Source organism: Lunatimonas lonarensis, from assembly GCF_000390185.1.
Taxonomy (GTDB): domain Bacteria; phylum Bacteroidota; class Bacteroidia; order Cytophagales; family Cyclobacteriaceae; genus Lunatimonas; species Lunatimonas lonarensis.
This window is the reverse complement of sequence record NZ_AQHR01000085.1, coordinates 67,169-87,473: the sequence shown is the minus strand read 5'-3', so window position 1 is coordinate 87,473 and position 20,305 is coordinate 67,169. Positions and strand designations below refer to the sequence as shown.

The window sequence follows — 20,305 nt, the reverse complement described above, 5'->3', positions numbered from 1 at the left end:
GGTGGCGTTTAATCAAATTACTCGGTATATGGACCCAGCAAGCACCCAACTTTCCAGATTGAAAATGCGATTGTTTATCAATTTCTTTGCCCTATCTGCTTTTTTGGTTGGCCTGGTTGGTTCAGCTTTTGCGCAAGATCATTCGATTCCCTTCCTGAACTTGGAAGCAGAAAAGGAGAAATGGGTGGAAGAGGCCTACCTTTCCCTTTCCTTGGAAGAGAAAATTGCCCAACTTATCATGATCCCGGTGTACTCCAATAAGGATAAGGTACACATCGACTCAGTCAGTAACCTGGTAAAGAGATACCGAATTGGGGGCATGATTTTTTTTCAAGGTGGGCCGGTACGCCAAGCCCAAATGATAAACCGTTTTCAGCAAGAGTCCAAGGTTCCTTTGATGATCAGTATCGATGGGGAGTGGGGGCTCGCCATGCGATTGGACAGCACGCTTCGTTTTCCCTTTCAAATGGCCCTGGGGGCAGTGCGGAATGATTCCCTGATATATGAAATGGGGAGGGAAATCGCGAGACAATCCAAGCGGGCAGGTCTGCACGTGAATTTTGCTCCCGTAGTGGATATCAATAATAATCCTGCCAATCCAGTGATAGGGTTTCGTTCCTTTGGGGAGGATAAAGAGCGGGTGTCGAAAAAGGGAGTAGCTTATATGAGCGGCATGCAGGATGAAATGGTCTTGGCTTCGGCCAAGCACTTTCCCGGGCATGGAGATACGAATGTGGATTCCCATTATGGCCTTCCCGTGATTCATTTTTCCAAAGAGAGACTTCACGAATTAGAATTGTACCCCTTTCGTAAACTGATGGAACAGGGGCTTGGTAGCGTAATGGTCGCCCACATGCACATTCCCGTGTACGACAACACACCCAATCTGGCATCTACACTAAGCAAGTCGGTAGTAACCGGCCTCCTTAAGGAAGAAATGGGATATGAAGGCCTTGTTTTTACCGACGCATTGAACATGCAGGGGGTTGCCAGCTACTACGAACCGGGAGTAGTTGATGTAAAGGCTTTATTGGCAGGGAACGATATGTTGCTGAATACCATGGATGTGCCCGCGACCATTACCGAGGTGAAAAAGGCAATTGAATCGGGAGATATTACCGGAGAGGAACTTGACAGGCGTGTGCTGAAAGTGTTGAAGGCGAAGGCCTGGCTCGGGTTGGACAATTGGGAGCCTATCAATACATCCTCGTTGGTGTCGGATCTAAATGCTCCCTACGCCCGCCACCTGAGTAGACAACTGGCTGCTGCGTCTCTTACGGTTCTTAAGAATAAGGATTCGGTGCTGCCCCTAAAGAACCTGGACACACGTCGTACGGCATCCGTGGCACTGGGATCCGCTACGTTAACATCCTTCCAGCAGGGATTGGATCGGTATCAACGACTGGATCATTTTTATTTGCCCAAGGATGCGGATAGGAATAAGTTGGTCAATTTGCTCAATGGGTTGGAGGGCTATGACCGTATCGTAATCGGAGTACACGGGGTCTCCCTGCGGGCTGGCAGCGATCGTTTTGGCATTACGCCCGAAATGAACCTGTTACTCAAAGAACTGAACAACACCAAAGAGGTCGTGATTTGTGTGTTTGGCAACGTGTATGCCTTGAATGAATTGGTGGACCTACCGCAATCGGCTGCGGTCATCGCAGCTTATCAAGAGACAGCCGATACGCAGGACTTGGTGTCGCAATTGGTTTTTGGGGGAATAGGAGCCACCGGAACCTTGCCGGTAGCCCTTTCATCGGTGTTTCCCTTAGGGGCAGGAATGGAATTGGAAGGAGGAATACGGGTTTCTTACGGCATGCCCGAAAGTGTAGGCGTACGGTCAGAGCAGCTAGCAGGCATTGACTCATTGGTTCAGCTTGCTATCCGTGAGAGGGCAACTCCAGGTGCACAGGTTTTGATAGCGAAAGGTGGAAGAATATTTTTTCACAAGGCGTACGGACACCATAATTATGAGTTGGCGCGGGAGGTGTCCATCGATGATTTGTACGATCTAGCGTCCATCACCAAAATCAGTACGGCACTCGCCGCGCTTATGCACCTACAAGGGGAAGGGAAGTTTGATGAGAACGAAACGTTGGGGCATTATCTGCCAATGGCCAGAGGAACTAACAAGGAAAGCCTCGTTTACAGGGATATTCTAACCCATCAGGCAGGGCTTACTGCATGGATTTCTTTTTGGCAGGCCACCCAGCGTAAAAATGGACGCTTCAGGTGGTACACCTTTAAGCAGGATTCGTCGCTGAGGTTTCCTGCGAGGGTAGCCGATAAGTTATACATACACCGAAAGTACGGGGATAAGATCTACAGGGAAATCATGGACTCCAAGGTAGACCCGAGTCAGGGATATGTGTACAGCGATCTCTCGTTTATTCTGGCGCCGAAGGTGGTCGAATCCATTACAGGCATGGACATGGAATTTTACCTGCGCTCAAATATTTACCAGCCACTGGGAGCCGATGGGTTGACCTTTAACCCTTATCGTGTCTTTCCAGCAACCCAAATCGTTCCTACTGAATATGACTCACTGTTTAGAAGGCAATTACTACACGGAACTGTGCACGATGAGGGAGCCGCCATGCTGGGTGGTATTAGTGGTCATGCCGGATTGTTTGGTTCGGCCAACGAACTCTCCAAACTTATGCACCTCTACCTGAATGACGGCAGGTATGGAGGGGAATCGTTGATTAAACCGGGCGTTGTACGCAAGTTTTCAAAATGTGTCTTTTGTGAGACCTCCGGTAATTTTAGAGCCCTTGGATTTGATCGACCCAGTCGCCCTGGTGATCCAAACGGAAATGCCGCTGCGAGTGCACCCGTGACAAGTTTTGGCCATTCAGGGTTTACCGGCACCTATATATGGATAGATCCTGAAAACGAGTTGGTCTATGTGTTTCTATCAAACCGCGTACACCCCACCCGAGAAAACCGAAAACTGTATCAGCTCAACATACGCACCGGCATTCTGGAAGAAGTCTACCAAGCCCTAAAGGCCAATGGGCTGTATAAAAGTGGTAATTAACCGGGATGGTTTTTCTCCACCTTTTCCTTCAATTCTTTCACCTTTTCCAAGGTCAAAGGTTTAAACACATACCCATCCACAAAGGAATAAGCGTTGGCCCGGTCTATTTCTTCTTGGTTAATGGATGAGGAAACGACGTAAATTTTGGTTTCCCTTTTGAGGTTTCGTTTTTCGTATTCCTCCAAAAACTGCCAGCCATTCATGATGGGCATGTTGATATCAAGTAGAATTACCTCTGGAAATTGGTCGTTTTCGATCAGGCTTAATGCTTCAATGGCCTCATGGCCATTTTGGAAAAAAAGGCTGCTTTCTGAAAATTTTGTGAATTCAAACAGTTTTTTGATCCCGAAATTATAAAGAGGATCATCGTCTATCACACAGGCTGATTTTATTCTTGACATAAAAGTTATGTTGTTGATAGCTATGAATTTGTCCTTTGGAATTTTATTTGAAAAACCAGCAAAAAACACCATTATTTTTTATTGATTTATCCCGAAAGATATCAAATATAAAGAATTTTTTCCAACGGTGTACGACCCTGATTCAAAGGATCGGGAGATTTTTTGATACCTTTTACGATTAGGCGATCAATTAGCGGATCGTTTAATTTAAATAGGTATTTAGAACAAATCATTGCCAAATTTTTGTTAATTTTCGATTTTAACCAACCAAATTTCTAACAAAGCAATGATCAGAAGTTCTATTTATTCCCTAGCTATCTTAATTGCGGGCATTATGTTGTGGGCGTGTAATCCCCAACAAAGCGGCACGAATGAAGATGAAGTTCAATCCCCAACCCAAATGACAAGTATGGATAAGCCATTATTGAGACACGTGGTACTTTTAAAGTTTAAAGATGAATCATCACCTGAGGATATACAAAAGGTCGAAGAGGCATTTATTGCTTTGAAGGATAAAATTTCCCTCATAAAAGATTTTGAGTGGGGTACCAACAACAGCCCTGAGGGTTTAAATAAAGGTCTGACCCACTGTTTTTTCGTCACATTTGAATCGGAAAAAGACAGGGATGATTACCTGCCCCATCCTGCCCACAAAGAGTTTGTCGATCTGCTGTTGCCTCATCTGGACGATGTGACTGTGGTGGATTATTGGGCGAAATAATCTTTGTAGGTGAGCGTATGCGACGTAACCTATCGGCGCATACGTTCACTGTCAATTTTCAATCAGCGCTCGTTCAATGACGTCTTTGGGACAATTGAGATCCTCCCAGTTACCTTCAATCTCCTTTTGAAGTAGGTATTCTACTTCAAAAATCAGACCATGCACAAATATTTCGTCCATTTTTAGCTGGTCTTGAAATCTCCTAAGCTTCTTTCTTCCGGTTAATTGGATACCGTAGCTATGGAACAGCTGAATCAACTGTCGGATGTTCCTGATCTGATTGTTTTTAGGTTTCATGTGTCTATAATTGTTTTTTAATGTTCCTGACTTGCCCCGTCCTTTGGGGTAGTTTCGGATGGTTTTTGGTCATTCCAGTGAGTGACGGCGAAGTTATCCCTGTCCGCTATTGGCAGACCTTATTTTATCACCCACCGGAATGCCTAGTTAGTCCGTCACATTCTCCCTCCTCCCAAAGCCCGAAATAATTGGCTATAGTTTTGCATAAGATCTATTCGTAGCTGCACGTAGGAGAGCTCTGATTCCAATGAACGGCTTTGCGAATTGATTACGTCCAAGTAATCGGCATAGCCTACCCTAAACATGGTTACTGCATTATCGATTGAGCGCTTTTGGATTGCGACCTCTTCGGATTTTAGGGTCAATTGCTCGCTTAGGAATCGATAATCATTGACCAGACCAAGTATCTCGAGATAGCTCGCCAATGCTACTTGTTCATAGTCCAGGAGGGCAATCTGTTGATCGGCTCTAGCCGTTTGATAATAGGCCTGTATTCGCTTTCGATTGAAAACCGGTGCTACTATTCCCCCGCCTAATTGATACACCGTAGAGGCAGGGGTTAGAAATAGCCTTCCGAAGTCGAATGCGTTGAATCCGGCCATGGCTGCCACATTGAATGTTGGGAAAAAGGCAGTTCTTGCTATGTCAACCTGAAGGTTTTGTGCAGCCAAACTCCTTTCTGCGGCTACCACGTCCGGTCTCAGCCTTAGGAGATCCGCCGGTATTCCCAGTTTCAAGACTTCGGGCAGCTGATCTGTGGCGTCGAGGGCTTCAATCTTTATATCCGGATCCGTTGACGCAGTCAGCTGCATCAGCGAGAAGTTGACCTGTTGCAGCATCTTTTTCTTATCAAGTAAAAGGCCTCTGGAATTCAGTAGGATACCCTCAAACTGATCCAGTGATAGTTGGGAGTCTTTTCCGGTTTCTTTCAAACTTTTCCCCAGTTCAAATTGCTTTTCCTGAAGGGCTATGTTTTTTTCCAAAATCCGGATTTCCTCTGCAAGACCTGACGCCAGAAAATAACTCTCGGCGATTGAGACGATCAGGTTGGTTCGTGCCAAGGCATACATTTCTTCTGATTCAAGGTACCTCGCCAAGGCCTGTTTTTTTTGCATGGCAAGCCTGCCCCAGATATCTATTTCCCAACTAAAATCCAATCCAAGGTTAAAATCCCTGTAGGGATCTGGGATTTTTTTGTCTTCGGGTACGGTAGGGGAAAGATTGGAATCTGCATTTCCCACGCCGTCCATCGTGTATTCCCCAAATCTACGTAGACCCGTGCCGACAAATGCATTGAGTTCAGGAAGCCTTCCGAGCTTGGCCTGTTGCAAGCTGGCTTGGGTCCTCTGGATTGCGTAGAGCGTTTTCAGTACCTCTTGGTTTTTCTTAAGTCCGGCTTCGATCAGTTGTTTCAAATGTGGATCTTTGAAAAACTCGCTCCAGTGTAGCAGCGCCCAGGTACTGCTATCAGGAATCGATGGGGGTACATCAAATTTTTCAGGCAACGAAGCGGATGTAATTACATCCCGGCTGGGTACACATCCGATTATAGCGGATGCTATAAACAATATGCTATATAGGGCTAATCCTTTGAAATTCATCTTGTTTGATTTTTTCAATGAGCAGAGTTTACCGTTCGTTTCTCCAGTCTCAGATATTTTTTAATTCGGGTAGAAATGCAGCGCTGGTTTTCTCATGTCCCGGTTTTTTCAGTACCGTAGCCCAGGACTCAAAAACATAGTAGAGTCCCGGAATCAGGACAATTCCCACCAAGGTTCCGATCAACATCCCGCCGGCGGCGGCCGTACCAATGGTTCGGTTGCCAATAGCACCTGCACCCGACGCTATGGTCAACGGTATCAGGCCGCTGATGAATGCAAAGGAAGTCATAAGGATAGGCCTCAATCGCTCTACCGCACCGTTTACCGCCGATTCCAAAATACCCAACCCTTTTTGTCGCGACTGCACCGCAATTTCAATGATCAGAATGGCGTTTTTTCCCAATAATCCGATCAGCATAATCAATGAAACCTGTGCGTAGATATTATTCTCCAATCCGGTCAACTTCAACAACAAAAAGGAGCCAAATACCCCCGCGGGGAGTGAAAGAATTACTGGGAATGGCAACAGGTAGCTTTCATATTGGGCAGCCAATAAAAGATAGACGAATATCAGGCATATCAGGAAGATGTAAATGGCCTGGTTTCCGGAATCAATCTGCTCTCTGGTAATCCCGGACCACTCGATGTCAAAGCCTCTGGGCAGTACAGCCAAGGCGGTTTCCTCTACCGCCTGAATGGCATCCCCGCTGGAATAGCCATCGCTTGCGTCACCATTGATCATCGCCGAAAGGAACATGTTGTACCGGCCAATTTGTTCAGGTCCGTATACCCGCTCCATGGTCACGAAGTTGGAGTAGGGTACCATTTCACCCTGATTGTTTTTGGTGTACATCCGAAGTAGGGACTCAGGGTTGGTGCGGTATTCTGGGAGTGCTTGAATCATCACTTTGTACATCTGTCCATAGCGGATGAAGTTGGACGAATAGAAACTCCCAATATAGCTCTGAAGGACATCCATCGCCTCATCCACCGCCACTCCCAGTTTTGCGGCTTTATCGTGGTCCACACGTAATAGGTATTGAGGAAAACTAGCGTCGAAGTTTGTAAAAACCTCCTTAAGTTCAGGGCGTTGATTTAACGCTTCGAGGAAATCCGAGATGGTTTCTGAGGTTCGATCCAAGGATCCTCCCGTCTTGTCCTGAAGCCTCAACTCGAATCCTGAGGCATTTCCGAATCCAGGAACCGGCGGGGGGGCAAAAAATTGGATCTCAGCACCGGTAATGTGGGAGGTACGTTCTTGGTATTTTGAAATCAGCTCATTTACCCCTTGATCTCTTTCGCTCCAGCCAACCAAGTTGATCATCCCCATGCCAAAGGAAGCTCCCGCAGTCTCCGTCAGCAGACTGAATCCGGAGAGGGTCGATATGGTTTCCACTTCCTCAAAGGGCAATAGGGCAGCTTGGATATCGTCCATGATCTGCTGTGTACGCTCCACGGTAGATCCCGGAGGAGTGGTTACGCTTACGTAAACCATGCCTTGGTCTTCATTGGGAATGAACCCGGTGGGGAGAATACTTGCCGCTCCGAATGTGAGTAGAAAGAAAATTATCAGCAGGCCGAAGGTTAGGGATTTGCGTCCGGCCGTGCCGCCGATAAAACGGCCATACTTCTCTGAAAAGCGGTCGTACCTTTCGTTAAATCCGGTAAAAAACCGGCTTAACAATCCTTTTTTTCCTTCATGGTGTACAGGCTTCAGTAACAGACTGCATAGGGCAGGGGATAGGGTCAGTGCATTGATACCAGAAATAACAATGGCGATAGCTAAGGTCAGTGAGAACTGTCGGTAGAAAATCCCAACCGGCCCGGTCATAAACCCGGCGGGCACAAATACCGCGGACATAACCAACGTGATGGCGATAATGGCACCACCGATTTCCTTCATGGCTGCAAACGTGGCGTCTTTAGCGTTTAGGCCCTCCTTGTGCATTTTCACGTGAACCGCCTCTACCACGACTATGGCGTTGTCGACCACGATACCGATGGCCAAAACCATCGCGAACAGCGTGAGGAGGTTTAGCGAAAAACCGAACAGATTCATGAAAAAGAAGGTGCCGATCAACGATACCGGCACGGCGATCGCCGGAATAAGGGTAGACCTAAAGTCCTGTAGGAAAATGAAAACAACGAGGGATACCAAGAAAAACGCTTCAATAAGGGTTTTTACTACCTCATATATAGAGGCGTCCAAAAAGCGGGAAACGTCATAGGATACGTTGTACTCCATACCGGGCGGAAAGGAAGTGCCTTCCAACTCCTCCATTTTATCCTTGATATGTTGGATAACTTCCCTGGCGTTGGATCCTGGCCGCTGTTTGATCATGATGGACGCTGACGGCCTCCCATCGGTGGTGGACACCATGCTGTACTCCTGAGATCCGAATTCAACATCTGCCACGTCTCGTAGCTTCAGCAAAGAACCGTCGGGAAGTGCCTTTAGGGTAATATTTTCGTATTCTTCCTCGGTGTTGAATTTGCCGGTATACTTAAGCACGTACTGAAGCGCTTGAGGTTCCCGGTCGGAACTGATGCCGGATTTGCCGGGAGCAGCTTCTACGTTTTGGCTGCGGATAGCGGCGTTTACGTCAAGGGGAGTGAGTCCGTACGCAACCAAGCGGTCGGGCTTTAGCCAAATTCGCATGGAGTAATCCCTGAAACCCATGATCTGCGCAAATCCAACCCCGTCTATCCGTTTTAGCTCGGGCAGGATATTGATGTCGGCGAAATTGTATACGAACCGCTCATCTTGCGTAGTGTCGGTCGTCATCAGGTTGAGGTACAGCAACATGGAGTTCACTTCCTTTTCTGTCTGCACGCCCGCACGTATTACCTCTTCGGGCAGCTCATCGAGTACGGTGGAGACCCGGTTTTGCACATTGACCGCGGCTTGGTCGGGATCTGTGCCTACCTGAAAATATACGGTGATCAGGGACACGCCCTCATTGGTATTTACCGAGGTCATGTAGGTCATGTTGGGTACACCGTTTATGGCCCGTTCGATGGGCGTAGCGACCGCCTTCGTCAATACGTCGGCATTTGCTCCTGTATATTTGGCGGTAACGGTTACAGAAGGCGGTACAATCTCTGGAAACTGTGTCACCGGAAGCGATATCAACGCCAGCAGTCCTAGAAGGGTAATCAATACAGAGATTACTGTGGACAGAATAGGTCTTTTGATAAATATATCAAACATCGGATGTAAAGATTAGAAATGATCCTGGTTAGAATGATGTTTGGGCAAGAGTCTCCAATGAGCCGTATACCTCCTCTGCGCCGGTTTCTCTTGGTTTGATCGCCACGCCATCTTTGAGTAGCTGAATGCCCTCCAGTACCACCCTATCTCCTACTTTGAAATCATCGGATATATAGAATAAACCATATCTTCCCTTTGGCCTAAAACTCCTGATTTGTGCATTGTTGTCCGGTCCGACCAAATAGATATACGTGTAGTCCTGAATCTCAAATGTGGCCTTCTGAGGTATCAGGTAGATGTTTTCCAATGGCTTGGTCATTTGAACCTTTCCACTTGCACCGTGCTTTAGCAATCCATCCGGATTAGGAAATCTGACCCTGAGCGCAATAGACCCTGTTCCTTTTTCAAAATCAGCCTCCATCGTTTCCAGCTCGCCGGTATGCTGATAGGTCTGACCATCGGATAGAATCAGCGTGATTTCCTCTTTCTCTTCTTCAAGTGTTTCTTCCAGGGCATGCTTGAGGTTCTGCTTTGATTCTTTTTTGAAATTTTCCTTATCGATTCGACCCCGCATATATTCCAAATATTCGTTTTCCGTAATCTTGTAATAGGCGAAAATCTCGTGAATGTCCGTGATATTGGTCAATAGGTCTCCACTGTTGACCAAGCTGCCGGTTTTATAGGGTATTCTATCCACCATCCCGTCAAAGGGTGCCCGAATCGTTGTATAGGATAAACCCAAGCGGGCGTTTTTTAGCATGGCCTCGGATTCCATGATGGCCGAACGCGCCATATCCAATTTGGATTGGGCCAGCTCCAGTTCAGAGGAAGAAAATATGTTTTTTTCAACCAATATTTTTAGCCTCGCAACCTCTAACGAAGCTCCTTTTTCCTCTGCTTTGGCTTGCATGAGTTTGGCAGTGGCCGAATTGACCAGTTCGCTGTATTCGGTAGAGCTTAGCTGAAATAGCGGCTGATCCTTCTTTACGATTTGGCCTTCATCTACGTAGATCTTTTCGACAAAGCCCTCGATTTTCGAACGAACTTCTACAAATTGGCGTGCTTGAATGTCGGCAACATAGGTTTGAGGAATCTCGATGGTCATCTGATCCAGCGACAGAACCGGTACTTCCAGTCGTTTATTTTCTGTATTGTTCTTGCTGTTCCCCGCACTGCAGGCACTAAACAGTATTCCAGCGGAAAGCGACAGGAAAAGGATAAATTGAAAGGAACGGACTAATGCCATTGTTCCTAATAGGGAATTGCAATTTTTCATAGGTAGAATGAGTAAGAAACTCGATGAGTTTGTGAGATGATCAACTAAAAAGCCCGATTGCTGTCAAAATGGGATTCGCTGATAGGCAGCAACGATAGAATTCCTATTTTGGGATTCCGGCAAGCCCAGGCTATACATTCAACAGCAAAAATCAAAAAGGGATCAGGGAGCGTTCTTACAAATGACTACCTTTACAAGGTTAGAAATTAAAGGATGTAATAAATTATGACTTAATTGGTTGAGGGTTGCCTCGGAAAGCAGGTACAGGGATCTTGGCCTGAAATCAACCGAAAAGAAAGCTACCTCAGCGATTCGCTGGAGACTGGAAAAACTGACTGTATTGTTCCTGATTAGAGAAACGGGGAAGTCAACGTAGTCATATTCAACCTCTGAAACTTGGAAATCAAAATGAATGATTTCATGCTCAGCTTCTTCTCCATCGGCAATGGAAAGGCAAACAAGAAATGCCGCCAAAAAATTGGTCAGGATATTTTTATAAAAAAACGGAATCAAACGTTTCATTTTATTGATTAAAATGCAAAATTAATCAATGGCTGTTATAAATATGCATTTGTTACTTAAAATAGTTTTTGGCCATATTTAGTTTCATTTCCAACAAAAAATTATTGAGCCAGCCAAACATAAATCAAAACGACACAGGCTACCAAAACAATTGCGAGAGGTTTTGCGTATTTCCACTCTTTAAGATCCAGTTGGGCTTGGTTCATCCGCATGGGGGCGATAGTCGCCGGGTATTTCATACTTACCAAGTACATCGCGACCATATTGATTACAAACTCTATCCCCCAGATATGAATGAAATGAATGTTGATTTCCAAGATAAAAGTAGTGAGCAAATAGAAGGAAAGCCCCAGGGTTAACCCTACTTTGGCGCCTGTGGCAGAAATCTTTGGTATGAAGAATCCGGCGATCAGAATAGAGGCTATCGGTATAAAAAAGATGCCGTTGAGTTGTTGCATCAATTGATACAATCCTTCTGGAGCATTTCCGACTAGGGGAGCAACGAATATGGAGGTAACGGCCAAGATAATGGAGCTGCTGCGACCCACCCGTACCAACGTTCTGTCAGAGGCAGAAGGGGAAATGAATTTTTTGAAGATGTCCAGACTGAAGATGGTGGCGGCAGAGTTTAGCACGCTGTTGAACGTACTCAATATGGCACCCAATACAACTGCGGCAAAAAATCCGGTAAGACTTATCGGGAGGACTTTGGCCAACAATATTGGGTAGATAAAATCCTGATCATCGTAGTATTGGTTGCCATAATAATAGAACGCAATGATTCCCGGCAACACGATAATCAATGGAATGAGTATCTTAAAGATACCGGTAAAAAGCAGGCCTTTTTGAGCCTCGGCCATATTCTTTGCGCCAAGCGCTCTTTGAATGATGGTTTGGTTCATTCCCCAAAAATAAATTTGGTTTATCATCAATCCGGTAAAAAGGGTGCTAAACGGCAGCACGGAATCTTCGGAACCGATAACATTGAATTTTTCCGGTACTACCTCGTAGACCTTTTGCATGCCTAGGATCAGATTTCCATCCCCAATGTCCCAAAGTGCAAAAACCGGTACCATGAGTCCGCCAATGACCAGGCCAATGGCATTGACCGAATCGGAAAGAGCCACGGCTTTCAATCCACCAAAGATGGCATAAATTGAACCGATCACCCCGATGACGGCTACCGTGATCCATATTCCCTCACCTTTCGAAACACCCAAAACTTCGGAAACATTAAAGATGCTCTCCAAATTGATCGCCCCTGTATATAGTACAATCGGGAGTAGGGTTACGACAAACGACAACATAAGCAGAAATGCCACTATGGCCTTTGTACTTGCATCGTATCGAGATTCCAGGTATTGCGGAATCGTGGTGAGTCCCATTCGCAGGTAGATGGGCAAAAAATAGAGTGCTGCGATCACCAATGCAATGGCCGAGGTTACCTCCCAAGCGATGATGATCATGCCGTTTTTATAGGCAGAGCCATTCATTCCAATAAGGTGCTCTGTCGAAATATTGGTAAGAATCATAGACCCGGCGATCACGCCTCCAGTCAGTGTCCTGCCGCCAAGAAAGTACCCATCCCGTGAGCTAATATCGTCTTTCCTAAGCTTGTACCAAGAGAAAAATGCCACAAACAGGGTAAACCCCAAAAAAGATAGAACGGTAAGCATGAATGGACGGTGGTTAGGTTATAAAATTCCCCAAAGAGGCTGGTCAGCACCGCTTTGGGGAAAGGTATTGGTTGTTGATTGGAAGAATTCAAATAACCCCATGGGGTAATACGGATCCTAAATCAAAACTTCAACGTAGCCGGAAGGTATTTGGCTACCAGATCTTCGTAATACGGTCTTAATGCCTTGGCATCGGGTGGAACGGGAACCTTCGAATAGAGATCGTACGGATTGAATTTTTCAACCCACTTGAACATCTCGCGGTCATGGTCATTTAGTAAATGGTCGTAGGCGTTTTCCCTATGTTGGGCATAAAAGGAATGGTACCTGATCATGTAAAGGGCAGGTTCAGGAAGGTAGTCCTTCATCATCTGGTACATGTATTCATCGTGGCCCCAGGACATTTTCACTTGATCAAGCCCACAGTTGGGGGCATAGACCCCGTATTTGGAGTTATACCGCTCGTCGTTTGAATCCGGGTTGTCGGAAAAAAACTCAGGGTAGACAATGGCGTCAGCGTGCTTACAGCCTACCGGGAAGGTGTCTCCCACTACCGCCCATTGCGGCTCTCCAAACAGGCACAACACTTTGCCCAGGTCATGAATAAATCCGGTCAATACAAACCAGTCAGGATGGCCATCTGCTCGAATCGCCTCCGACGTTTGAAGAAGATGCTGAAGCTGGTCAAGATTAATATCGGGGTCGGAATCGTCCACCAATGTATTCAGGTAGGCGACAGCATCCCAAAAAGGCATTTCCTTTTTCTCGAACTTCAAAAATTCGTTTTCTTTATCTACCACGAAATCATACGTCTGGTATTTATGATTCAGGCGGTAAAATTCCCTCACGGTATCCACACGCTCAGAATCGTGGTAATTTCTATAGTCTTCTTTGGCTTTCGCCTGCTTTTCCTTTGGCTCAGGATATCTAACCAGCAGATCGTCTTCCCAGTCTTCAATGCTGTTAAGAGGAGCTTTTTCGTTTTCAGTGTATTTTGATTGCATGGATATAGGTTGTTTTTAGGACATTTAACGGCCAAACCCGCTTCTGTTTCGAAAATTACCAAAAAATAACTCACTATTTTGGAATTTGTCCCGAATAATTTTCACGACTCCAATACCCTTGAATTAGGCCAGGTTTCGTTTGCTAGGTTAGACCTGCTTTTATTTCCTTAATGATTCGGGCATTTTCCGGAGAACTGGAAAAAACCTCGATAATTTTCGGTCGTATCGAATGCTGGAAGAATTCAGGTAGGGTATTCAAAAGGGAGTCCTCCCGGTGAACAGGCAGGTATTCGAAATTGAATTCCATCGCCAATGATTGTGCTGTTAACGCTTGTTTGGTCTCGAAAAACTCTTCTAGTTCGGGTAGTCGGCTCGGACCTTCTATTAACCTGAAAATCCCTCCGGCATGGTTGTTTAGGACGATGATTCGGAGATTGGGAACGTCGTAATTGTGCCAGAAGGCATTCCTGTCGTAAAAAAACGCCAAATCTCCAGTTATCAATGTCACCTGTTCTTTGGTGGTAAGGGCACACCCTACGGCTGTGGAGTTGGAGCCATCTATACCGCTGGTTCCCCTGTTTGCGATTACTTCAACGTCCTCCGGTACCATGCTCAGGAAGCTCGCATAGCGGACTGCCATGCTATTTGCCAGATGGAGTTTTGATGGGCTGGGCAGATGGGCTAGGCAGTGATATATCGCTTTAAACTCTCCGAAATCAGCCATCTTCATTGCGTTCGGGAGCTTTTCCCGGATTCTTGACTCTTCGCTATTCCATTTTGAAGCAAATGCCTTGGCGGGAGTATGTGAACAGGAGCGAAACCAGGTGAGAAAATCAATTGGTTCTACCGGCAGTACCTTTCTGAGTCTTTGAAAGGGATCGGGAACGTATCCCTGGCATTGTAGATGCCACTGTTCGGCCTCAGAAGAGCGAAGATACTGTTTCAGTGCCTTGGAAAGAATGCTTTTGCCGAATGAAATGATCAGATCTGGGTTTATTGCTTCCCTGTCCGAAGCCGTCTGGAGAAGAAAATCCGGATGCCGTATACCCTGCGTTCCCTGGAGGTTACTGATTAGGTCAGTGATTACAACCGCACGGTGCGATTGGTGGATTTCCTGCAAAATCAATTTCAGTTCAGGAGCAGGTTTTTGCTGACCGGGTACGATCAAAATATGCTGAAATTTGTTCAATTCAGCCGCCAATCCGTCCCAATGCGTGTTGGAAAAGATGGGGCGAGATGGCGTATCGTCAATCACTTGAACCCATCTTGAAAAATCAACGTCTTCTCCACCTGTGGGATAAAAAGGTTCCCGGAGGGGGATATTTACATGAACAGGCCCTTTTGGAAAGCGGTTTGCTTCGTTTATTGCCTCATTTATAATCCGGTGCAGATGCCATACCTTGTCGGCGTGCTCGAATGAGTCGGGTAACACAAAGCTTTTTTTAACATGGTTGCCAAAAATCCCGGCTTGTCGGATGGTCTGTCCGTCCCATTGGTCTATCCATTCCGGTGGACGGTCTGCGGTAAGGATCAACAAGGGGATTTGTTGAAAATAGGCCTCTGCGACACTCGGGGCATAGTTGTAGGCCGCCGATCCACTCGTACATACCATGACCACCGGTCGGTCCAGTTGCTGGGCCATTCCCATCGCAATAAAACCAGCAGAACGTTCATCTGAGATGGTTCGGCAATGGAATTGGGGGTGTCTAATAAAGCCGATTGATAAGGGTGCACACCGTGAACCCGGGGATAAAATAGCCTCTCGGATGCCATGACGGGCAGCGATGCTTACTAGATCACTGATAGCCTGTAGAATCAAGACAGTTCTGGTTTAAGCAGGAACCTCCTTATAATGTCGCATTTCATTTCTGTTTCCTCCCATTCTTTTTCGGGTTCCGAATCTTCGGTTATTCCGGCACCTGCATAGAGGATCACCTGGTCTCCCCTCAGTTGGCCACAGCGAAGGTTGACAAAAATGCTTGTTTCGCCGCCAATATTTACCGGCCCAAGATAACCTGCAAAGAAGCCTCGCTCAAAACCCTCGTGGGTTTCGATAAACTGGTGGGCCGTTTCTTTGGGCATACCACAAACGGCAGATGTCGGATGGAGCAAATCGAGCATCACTGTCCCAAGTTCGGGAAATCCGGTAGCTTTCATATCGACAAAAAAGTCTGATTTCAAATGAAGCAGGTTTCCAGCCATGCTGGTCTTTGGGCCTATTTCATCGTATTCTCTGAGGCGGATTTTTTTGAAGCAGCTCACAATATATCTGCTCACCAATGCCTGTTCTTCTATTTCCTTTTGGGTCCAAGCAGTGTTTTTTACCGGATTATCACCAACGGCACGCTGGGTGCCTGCCAATGCCATCGTGTGAAAAAGCTTTCCTTTGGTTCGGATCAACAATTCGGGAGTGGCCCCTAGCCAAGTTCCGATGCCTGGGATTCGGAAAAAATTCACAAATGAGTTTGGATAGGCAGCACATAGTGCCAAAAATGTCTGCACAAGGTCAAATCGGGTGGGTAGGGGACAGTGTTTTGTTCTGGCTGTCACTACTTTGAATAATTTCCCAACCAGTATTTCCTGCTTGGCCTCTTCTACCATTGCGAGGAAAGCCTCCTTTGCGGTTGGCTCTTTAGTATCACCCGTTTCCGATGAAATCCTTTTTTTTAGGAGCTGCCGAATCGTTTCACCTGAGGTGAATGAATGCTCATCGAACCCGCTAACGAGATTTTCGGGCAGCTCATAGGCTGTATCTGCCTCTAAATCGAATGAAAAATAGGTTTCGGCAGGAATAAAATACGCGGATTTAGTATCAGCAAAAGGGTGGAGGATAAAGCCACTCGGCAGTTGCTCTAGGTGAGGGATTACTTGGGTCGCATTTCCATTCGAATCCAACACGACTTCTATTTTGGATGTGCCCGGTTTTCTCCAAACAGCGAATTGAACGTCTCCTTCCAATGCGGAGAGGAAGATAGCCTCCAAAAATTCAACAACAGATACGGTTTTCTTTGCAGCAACGGTGCTCATATTACTTTTTTTCCAGAACGGCTAGTGTTAGACGGCTGATGCAGCTAAGCTTTTTTTCGGAGGTATGGATTTTGATTTCCCAAACTTGGGTATTTTTTCCAATATGTACGGGTTTGACGATGCCTGTTACTACCCCTTCCCTTACGGATTTTAGGTGATTTGCATTGATTTCAAGGCCAACGCAGAACTGCTTGGTTGGGTCGATTACAAGCATCCCTGCAACACTCCCGAGCGTTTCGGCCAGTACCACATTTGCCCCCCCATGTAACAATCCAAGCGGCTGTTTGGTTTTGTCGGTAACGGGCATGGTGGCTTCCAAATAGTCGTCGCCGACAGCGGTAAATTTGATTCCTAGGTGCTCGACCATGGTGTTTTGGCCCATTTTATTTAAAAAATCCAAATCGGGTTTTGACCTAAATATCATGTTTTTGTCGTATAAAAGCTTTTTCTTTGAACCTGGTTTCAAAAATAGGTAAATCTTGAGCAGTAAAAAAATTTATATCGTCCGGCATGGGCAGACTGATTACAACCTCCGTGGAGTCGTACAGGGAAGCGGAATAGACGCTCCGCTAAATGAAACGGGAAGAAAACAAGCAGCTGCGTTTTTTGAGCAGAATCGTCACATTCCTTTTGACCTCGTGTATTATTCCGGCTTAATTCGTACCAAACAATCCATACAGCCGTTTTTGGAGATGGGCATTCCAGGACTATCCCTGCCTGATTTAAACGAGATAAGTTGGGGCAAGTACGAAGGCATACCGATGGACGAAAATGGTCATCAACATTATCAAACCATGTTGAACAGGTGGTCGGAGGGGCAGTTGGACTATCGGATCGAAGGGGGTGAATCTCCACTGGAAGTGTCGCATAGACTTTCCCGCGCAATAGATCATATCACTGGAAATGGAGGGGAGAATATCTTGGTCTGCATGCACGGAAGGGCGATACGCATCCTTATGTGCCTCTTGTTGGGTAAGCCGCTACACGAAATGGACTATTTCCAACATCAAAATCTTTGCTGTTACCAATTGGACTATAAAGGAGGAGATTTGTACGAGTTGATTGGGTATCGCGGTTCACCAATACATCAATAATGATTAAAGGCGTACGAGATTGGTTTTTTTCTTTCCATTTTTTCCGTCGTCGGAAGATTTGGACAGCAGGTTTGCGTATCGATCATCAGTTTGTTTTAAATCAATAATCCGAAATGCCACCTCTTCCAACTTCACAACTCGGTTGTCACCAAGAATGATCAGTGATTTACCCATATCACATTCAGTCCAATCCTCAAACGGCACCGTGATCAAAAGGGCGGCGTCTGAATTTCCCGCATAGGATTTCGTCTGAAAGTTGTCCAAAAAAACCAATTCGATTTTAGCACTGCTTGTTTGGTGGGAACGGAGCTCTTCACTGTTGAAGATTATCAAAAAAGTCTTCTCTTTCTTGTCCTTCGCTTCGGAAAGAAAACTTACTCCAACTAAAAGAATTAAGGCGATCCAGATTCTCATGGGTGGAAATTTAATTATTAAAACCGATTTGCACAAGAAAGGTTTCGCTTTTCGTCCCATAACTCAAAAAAAAACCCAACTACTGTCGGGTTTCTCAATGTTTATCTTAAGCTCGGCTTCTTTTCTTTTTTGTATTGCCATCGTCTTCGATTTCCTCTTCCACGCCGGCAAATATTCTGCCGCAATGCTCACAGACTATCAGTTTCTTTTTCTCGCGGATCTCTGCTTGCCTTTGCGGCGGAACAACATTAAAGCAACCTCCACAGGCACCGCGTTTTACAAGTACGACCGCTAGTCCATTTTTCGCATTATTGCGAATTTTTTGATAGCTTTTCAGCAACCTCTCGTCCACCTTTTTGGTAGACTTTTCGCGCTCGGACTTCAATTTGTTTTCCTCTGATTCGCTCTCGGAAACAATCACCTCCAACTCGCCTTTCTTTTGGTCGAGGTCGTGCTTTCTGTCTTTCAGGATGTCTTTGACTTCCTCAATGTCCTTCTCTTTCTCCTCAATACGAAACTGCGCCTCGCCTATTTTCTTTTTGGAAACCTGTATCTCCAAGTCCTGAAGCTCCAATTCTTTGGTGATAGCATCGTACTCCCGATTGTTTCGGACGTTCATTTGCTGCTCTTGGTACTTTTTGATCAGTTTTTCCGACTCTTTGATTGCCTCTTTGTATTTTTTTATTTCTTCACCTAGGGCAGCAATATCCGACTCAAATTTGGACAACCTGGTCTCGTAACCGGCAATTTCGTCTTCTAGGTCTTGAACTTCTTCGGGGAGGGCACCTCTGACTTTAAAAATAGCGTCTAGTCTAGAATCTATGTTTTGAAGGTGTAGAATGGCTTCTAGTTTCTGTGCAACGGTACTTTCCATCAATTATAAGTAGCTTATGGGATTTGTGACTACGTTCGTCAAATAGAGTGCAATATTAGTGAATTTCTCTGACAATTTGTCCTTTATAAGTTCTTTTGTAAAAATTTCACTTTCGTAGTGTCCAATGTCTGCGATAATTATTTGGTTATCAGCGTCGAAAAATTCATGATACTTTACATCGGCGGTGACAAAGATATCCGCGTCCGATCTTTTCGCTTTGTCCAACAAAAATATACCGGCACCCCCGCATACAGCAACCCTCCGTATGGGCCTGTCAAGCAGCTTGGTGTGGCGAATAACCGATAAATTCATTCTCTGCTTTAAAAGGGATAGAAAAGCCGCTTCTTCTGTCGGTTCATCCAACTCACCGACCATTCCGGCACCTACTTCCTGGTGTTGGTTTTCTAGCCGATGGAGGTAATAGGCCACTTCTTCGTAGGGGTGGGCCTGACGAAGGGCATGGATGATCGTACTTTGACGGTGATTGGGAAAAATGATCTCGATGCGATCCTCCGAAACCTCCTCCACTTTGCCCAGATTCCCTATCGTGGGGTTGGCAGCCCCGGTGGGCAGAAAAGTACCGGTACCGTTGATGCGGAAGCTGCAGTTTTGGTAGGCTCCAATCTGACCTCCCCCGGCTTGGTACAGGGCATTTAGTACGGTGGGGGTCTCGTTTACAGGAACAAAAGTGACCAGTTTGGATAGCATGTCTTGCTTTGGAGCGAGTATGCGACAGTTCTTCAGCCCTAGCTTTTGGGCGATTTTCGAGTTTACACCGGTTGATACATGATCCAGGTTGGTATGGATTGCGTAAATGGCCACATCCTCCCGAATAGCTCTGAGGACAGTACGTTCTATGTAATTTTTGCCCGTCAAGCTCTTTAGCCCCTTGAATACGATGGGGTGGTGTGCCACGATCAGGTTGCAGCCGAGCGCTACTGCTTCGTTTACTACCTCCTCGGTTGCATCCAATGCGCATAGGATGCCGCGTACCTCTTGGTTTGGATCACCGACGATCAGCTGTGCATTATCGTAGCTTTCCTGGTAGGACGGCGGAGCCCATGCCTCCAAGTAACTTACCACATCTCTAATCAAATAAACCATATATTTGCGGTTGTTAAGCCATCAAAAGTAACAAAAATCT

General features: G+C 46.0%; 17 protein-coding genes. 3 read left to right on the top strand and 14 right to left on the bottom strand.

The window, feature by feature from the left end; genetic code table 11:
• Nucleotides 1-28 precede the first annotated feature (28 nt).
• On the top strand, nt 29-3,043 hold the full coding sequence (locus ADIS_RS13130; protein ID WP_010855032.1) for a glycoside hydrolase family 3 N-terminal domain-containing protein: 3,015 nt from the start codon (nt 29-31) through the stop codon (nt 3,041-3,043).
• Here the strand turns inward: ADIS_RS13130 and ADIS_RS13125 are convergent.
• Complete coding sequence (locus ADIS_RS13125; RefSeq protein ID WP_035806074.1) at nt 3,040-3,444, bottom strand: response regulator; 405 nt, start codon at nt 3,442-3,444, stop codon at nt 3,040-3,042. The genes ADIS_RS13130 and ADIS_RS13125 overlap by 4 nt on opposite strands.
• A 400-nt stretch (nt 3,445-3,844) precedes the next feature.
• Between ADIS_RS13125 and ADIS_RS13120 the strand changes: the two genes are divergently transcribed.
• Nucleotides 3,845-4,165: a Dabb family protein gene (locus ADIS_RS13120; RefSeq protein WP_238325441.1), complete on the top strand. Its 321-nt coding sequence runs from the start codon at nt 3,845-3,847 to the stop codon at nt 4,163-4,165.
• A gap of 51 nt (nt 4,166-4,216) precedes the next feature.
• Here the strand turns inward: ADIS_RS13120 and ADIS_RS13115 are convergent, their stop codons facing one another.
• The 10 genes from ADIS_RS13115 to ADIS_RS13070 all read right to left on the bottom strand — a co-directional run bounded on the left by ADIS_RS13115 (nt 4,217) and on the right by ADIS_RS13070 (nt 17,203).
• A complete protein-coding gene (locus ADIS_RS13115) occupies nt 4,217-4,462 on the bottom strand; it encodes a hypothetical protein (protein WP_010855028.1) in 246 nt (81 codons plus the stop codon).
• A 155-nt stretch (nt 4,463-4,617) separates the two neighbouring features.
• Entirely contained in the window at nt 4,618-6,063 is a 1,446-nt protein-coding gene (locus ADIS_RS13110; RefSeq protein WP_010855027.1) for an efflux transporter outer membrane subunit, read from the bottom strand.
• A 49-nt stretch (nt 6,064-6,112) separates the two neighbouring features.
• Nucleotides 6,113-9,274, bottom strand: a complete 3,162-nt coding sequence (locus ADIS_RS13105; protein WP_010855026.1) for an efflux RND transporter permease subunit — start codon at nt 9,272-9,274, stop codon at nt 6,113-6,115.
• A 28-nt stretch (nt 9,275-9,302) separates the two neighbouring features.
• Nucleotides 9,303-10,520: an efflux RND transporter periplasmic adaptor subunit gene (locus ADIS_RS13100; RefSeq protein ID WP_035805940.1), complete on the bottom strand. Its 1,218-nt coding sequence runs from the start codon at nt 10,518-10,520 to the stop codon at nt 9,303-9,305.
• 192 nt (nt 10,521-10,712) lie between these two features.
• On the bottom strand, nt 10,713-11,072 hold the full coding sequence (locus tag ADIS_RS13095; protein WP_010855023.1) for a hypothetical protein: 360 nt from the start codon (nt 11,070-11,072) through the stop codon (nt 10,713-10,715).
• Between the two features lie 101 nt (nt 11,073-11,173).
• The gene (locus tag ADIS_RS13090) at nt 11,174-12,748 is read right to left on the bottom strand and encodes a solute:sodium symporter family transporter (RefSeq protein WP_010855022.1); all 1,575 of its coding nucleotides are present in this window, start codon (nt 12,746-12,748) and stop codon (nt 11,174-11,176) included.
• A 122-nt stretch (nt 12,749-12,870) separates the two neighbouring features.
• Nucleotides 12,871-13,752, bottom strand: coding sequence for an inositol oxygenase family protein (locus tag ADIS_RS13085; protein WP_010855021.1), 882 nt, complete (start codon nt 13,750-13,752; stop codon nt 12,871-12,873).
• Nucleotides 13,753-13,894: 142 nt separating this feature from the next.
• Nucleotides 13,895-15,571, bottom strand: a complete 1,677-nt coding sequence (menD, locus tag ADIS_RS13080; protein ID WP_010855020.1) for a 2-succinyl-5-enolpyruvyl-6-hydroxy-3-cyclohexene-1-carboxylic-acid synthase — start codon at nt 15,569-15,571, stop codon at nt 13,895-13,897.
• Nucleotides 15,568-16,779 (bottom strand): chorismate-binding protein, encoded by a 1,212-nt coding sequence (locus ADIS_RS13075; RefSeq protein WP_010855019.1) that lies wholly within the window; start codon nt 16,777-16,779, stop codon nt 15,568-15,570. Before ADIS_RS13075 ends, menD begins: the two co-directional genes overlap by 4 nt.
• Before the next feature lies 1 nt (nt 16,780).
• A complete protein-coding gene (locus ADIS_RS13070; RefSeq protein WP_035805937.1) occupies nt 16,781-17,203 on the bottom strand; it encodes a hotdog fold thioesterase in 423 nt (140 codons plus the stop codon).
• Between the two features lie 55 nt (nt 17,204-17,258).
• On the opposite strand from ADIS_RS13070, the gene ADIS_RS13065 reads away from it, so the two are divergent.
• Nucleotides 17,259-17,873, top strand: a complete 615-nt coding sequence (locus ADIS_RS13065; RefSeq protein WP_010855017.1) for a histidine phosphatase family protein — start codon at nt 17,259-17,261, stop codon at nt 17,871-17,873.
• A 3-nt stretch (nt 17,874-17,876) separates the two neighbouring features.
• Here ADIS_RS13065 and ADIS_RS13060 read toward each other — a convergent pair whose 3' ends face one another.
• The 3 genes from ADIS_RS13060 to ADIS_RS13050 form a co-directional block, all read right to left on the bottom strand.
• Nucleotides 17,877-18,287 carry a hypothetical protein gene (locus ADIS_RS13060; protein ID WP_010855016.1) on the bottom strand — a complete coding sequence of 137 codons (411 nt, stop codon included), beginning with the start codon at nt 18,285-18,287 and terminating at the stop codon, nt 17,877-17,879.
• A gap of 106 nt (nt 18,288-18,393) precedes the next feature.
• Nucleotides 18,394-19,161 (bottom strand): zinc ribbon domain-containing protein, encoded by a 768-nt coding sequence (locus tag ADIS_RS13055; RefSeq protein WP_010855015.1) that lies wholly within the window; start codon nt 19,159-19,161, stop codon nt 18,394-18,396.
• A gap of 3 nt (nt 19,162-19,164) precedes the next feature.
• Nucleotides 19,165-20,265 carry a Nif3-like dinuclear metal center hexameric protein gene (locus tag ADIS_RS13050; RefSeq protein WP_010855014.1) on the bottom strand — a complete coding sequence of 367 codons (1,101 nt, stop codon included), beginning with the start codon at nt 20,263-20,265 and terminating at the stop codon, nt 19,165-19,167.
• Nucleotides 20,266-20,305 lie beyond the last annotated feature (40 nt).

What these genes read in the sequence shown, in the direction of transcription:
- ADIS_RS13110 (WP_010855027.1), bottom strand. Translation starts at nt 6,063, where the DNA reads ATGAATTTCAAAGGATTAGCCCTATATAGCATATTGTTTATAGCATCC.
- ADIS_RS13105 (WP_010855026.1), bottom strand. Translation starts at nt 9,274, where the DNA reads ATGTTTGATATATTTATCAAAAGACCTATTCTGTCCACAGTAATCTCT.
- ADIS_RS13060 (WP_010855016.1), bottom strand. Translation starts at nt 18,287, where the DNA reads ATGAGAATCTGGATCGCCTTAATTCTTTTAGTTGGAGTAAGTTTTCTT.
- ADIS_RS13050 (WP_010855014.1), bottom strand. Translation starts at nt 20,265, where the DNA reads ATGGTTTATTTGATTAGAGATGTGGTAAGTTACTTGGAGGCATGGGCT.
- ADIS_RS13125 (WP_035806074.1), bottom strand. Translation starts at nt 3,444, where the DNA reads ATGTCAAGAATAAAATCAGCCTGTGTGATAGACGATGATCCTCTTTAT.
- ADIS_RS13120 (WP_238325441.1), top strand. Translation starts at nt 3,845, where the DNA reads ATGACAAGTATGGATAAGCCATTATTGAGACACGTGGTACTTTTAAAG.
- ADIS_RS13095 (WP_010855023.1), bottom strand. Translation starts at nt 11,072, where the DNA reads ATGAAACGTTTGATTCCGTTTTTTTATAAAAATATCCTGACCAATTTT.
- ADIS_RS13070 (WP_035805937.1), bottom strand. Translation starts at nt 17,203, where the DNA reads ATGATATTTAGGTCAAAACCCGATTTGGATTTTTTAAATAAAATGGGC.
- ADIS_RS13130 (WP_010855032.1), top strand. Translation starts at nt 29, where the DNA reads ATGGACCCAGCAAGCACCCAACTTTCCAGATTGAAAATGCGATTGTTT.
- ADIS_RS13085 (WP_010855021.1), bottom strand. Translation starts at nt 13,752, where the DNA reads ATGCAATCAAAATACACTGAAAACGAAAAAGCTCCTCTTAACAGCATT.
- ADIS_RS13100 (WP_035805940.1), bottom strand. Translation starts at nt 10,520, where the DNA reads ATGGCATTAGTCCGTTCCTTTCAATTTATCCTTTTCCTGTCGCTTTCC.
- ADIS_RS13055 (WP_010855015.1), bottom strand. Translation starts at nt 19,161, where the DNA reads ATGGAAAGTACCGTTGCACAGAAACTAGAAGCCATTCTACACCTTCAA.
- ADIS_RS13115 (WP_010855028.1), bottom strand. Translation starts at nt 4,462, where the DNA reads ATGAAACCTAAAAACAATCAGATCAGGAACATCCGACAGTTGATTCAG.
- ADIS_RS13075 (WP_010855019.1), bottom strand. Translation starts at nt 16,779, where the DNA reads ATGAGCACCGTTGCTGCAAAGAAAACCGTATCTGTTGTTGAATTTTTG.
- ADIS_RS13090 (WP_010855022.1), bottom strand. Translation starts at nt 12,748, where the DNA reads ATGCTTACCGTTCTATCTTTTTTGGGGTTTACCCTGTTTGTGGCATTT.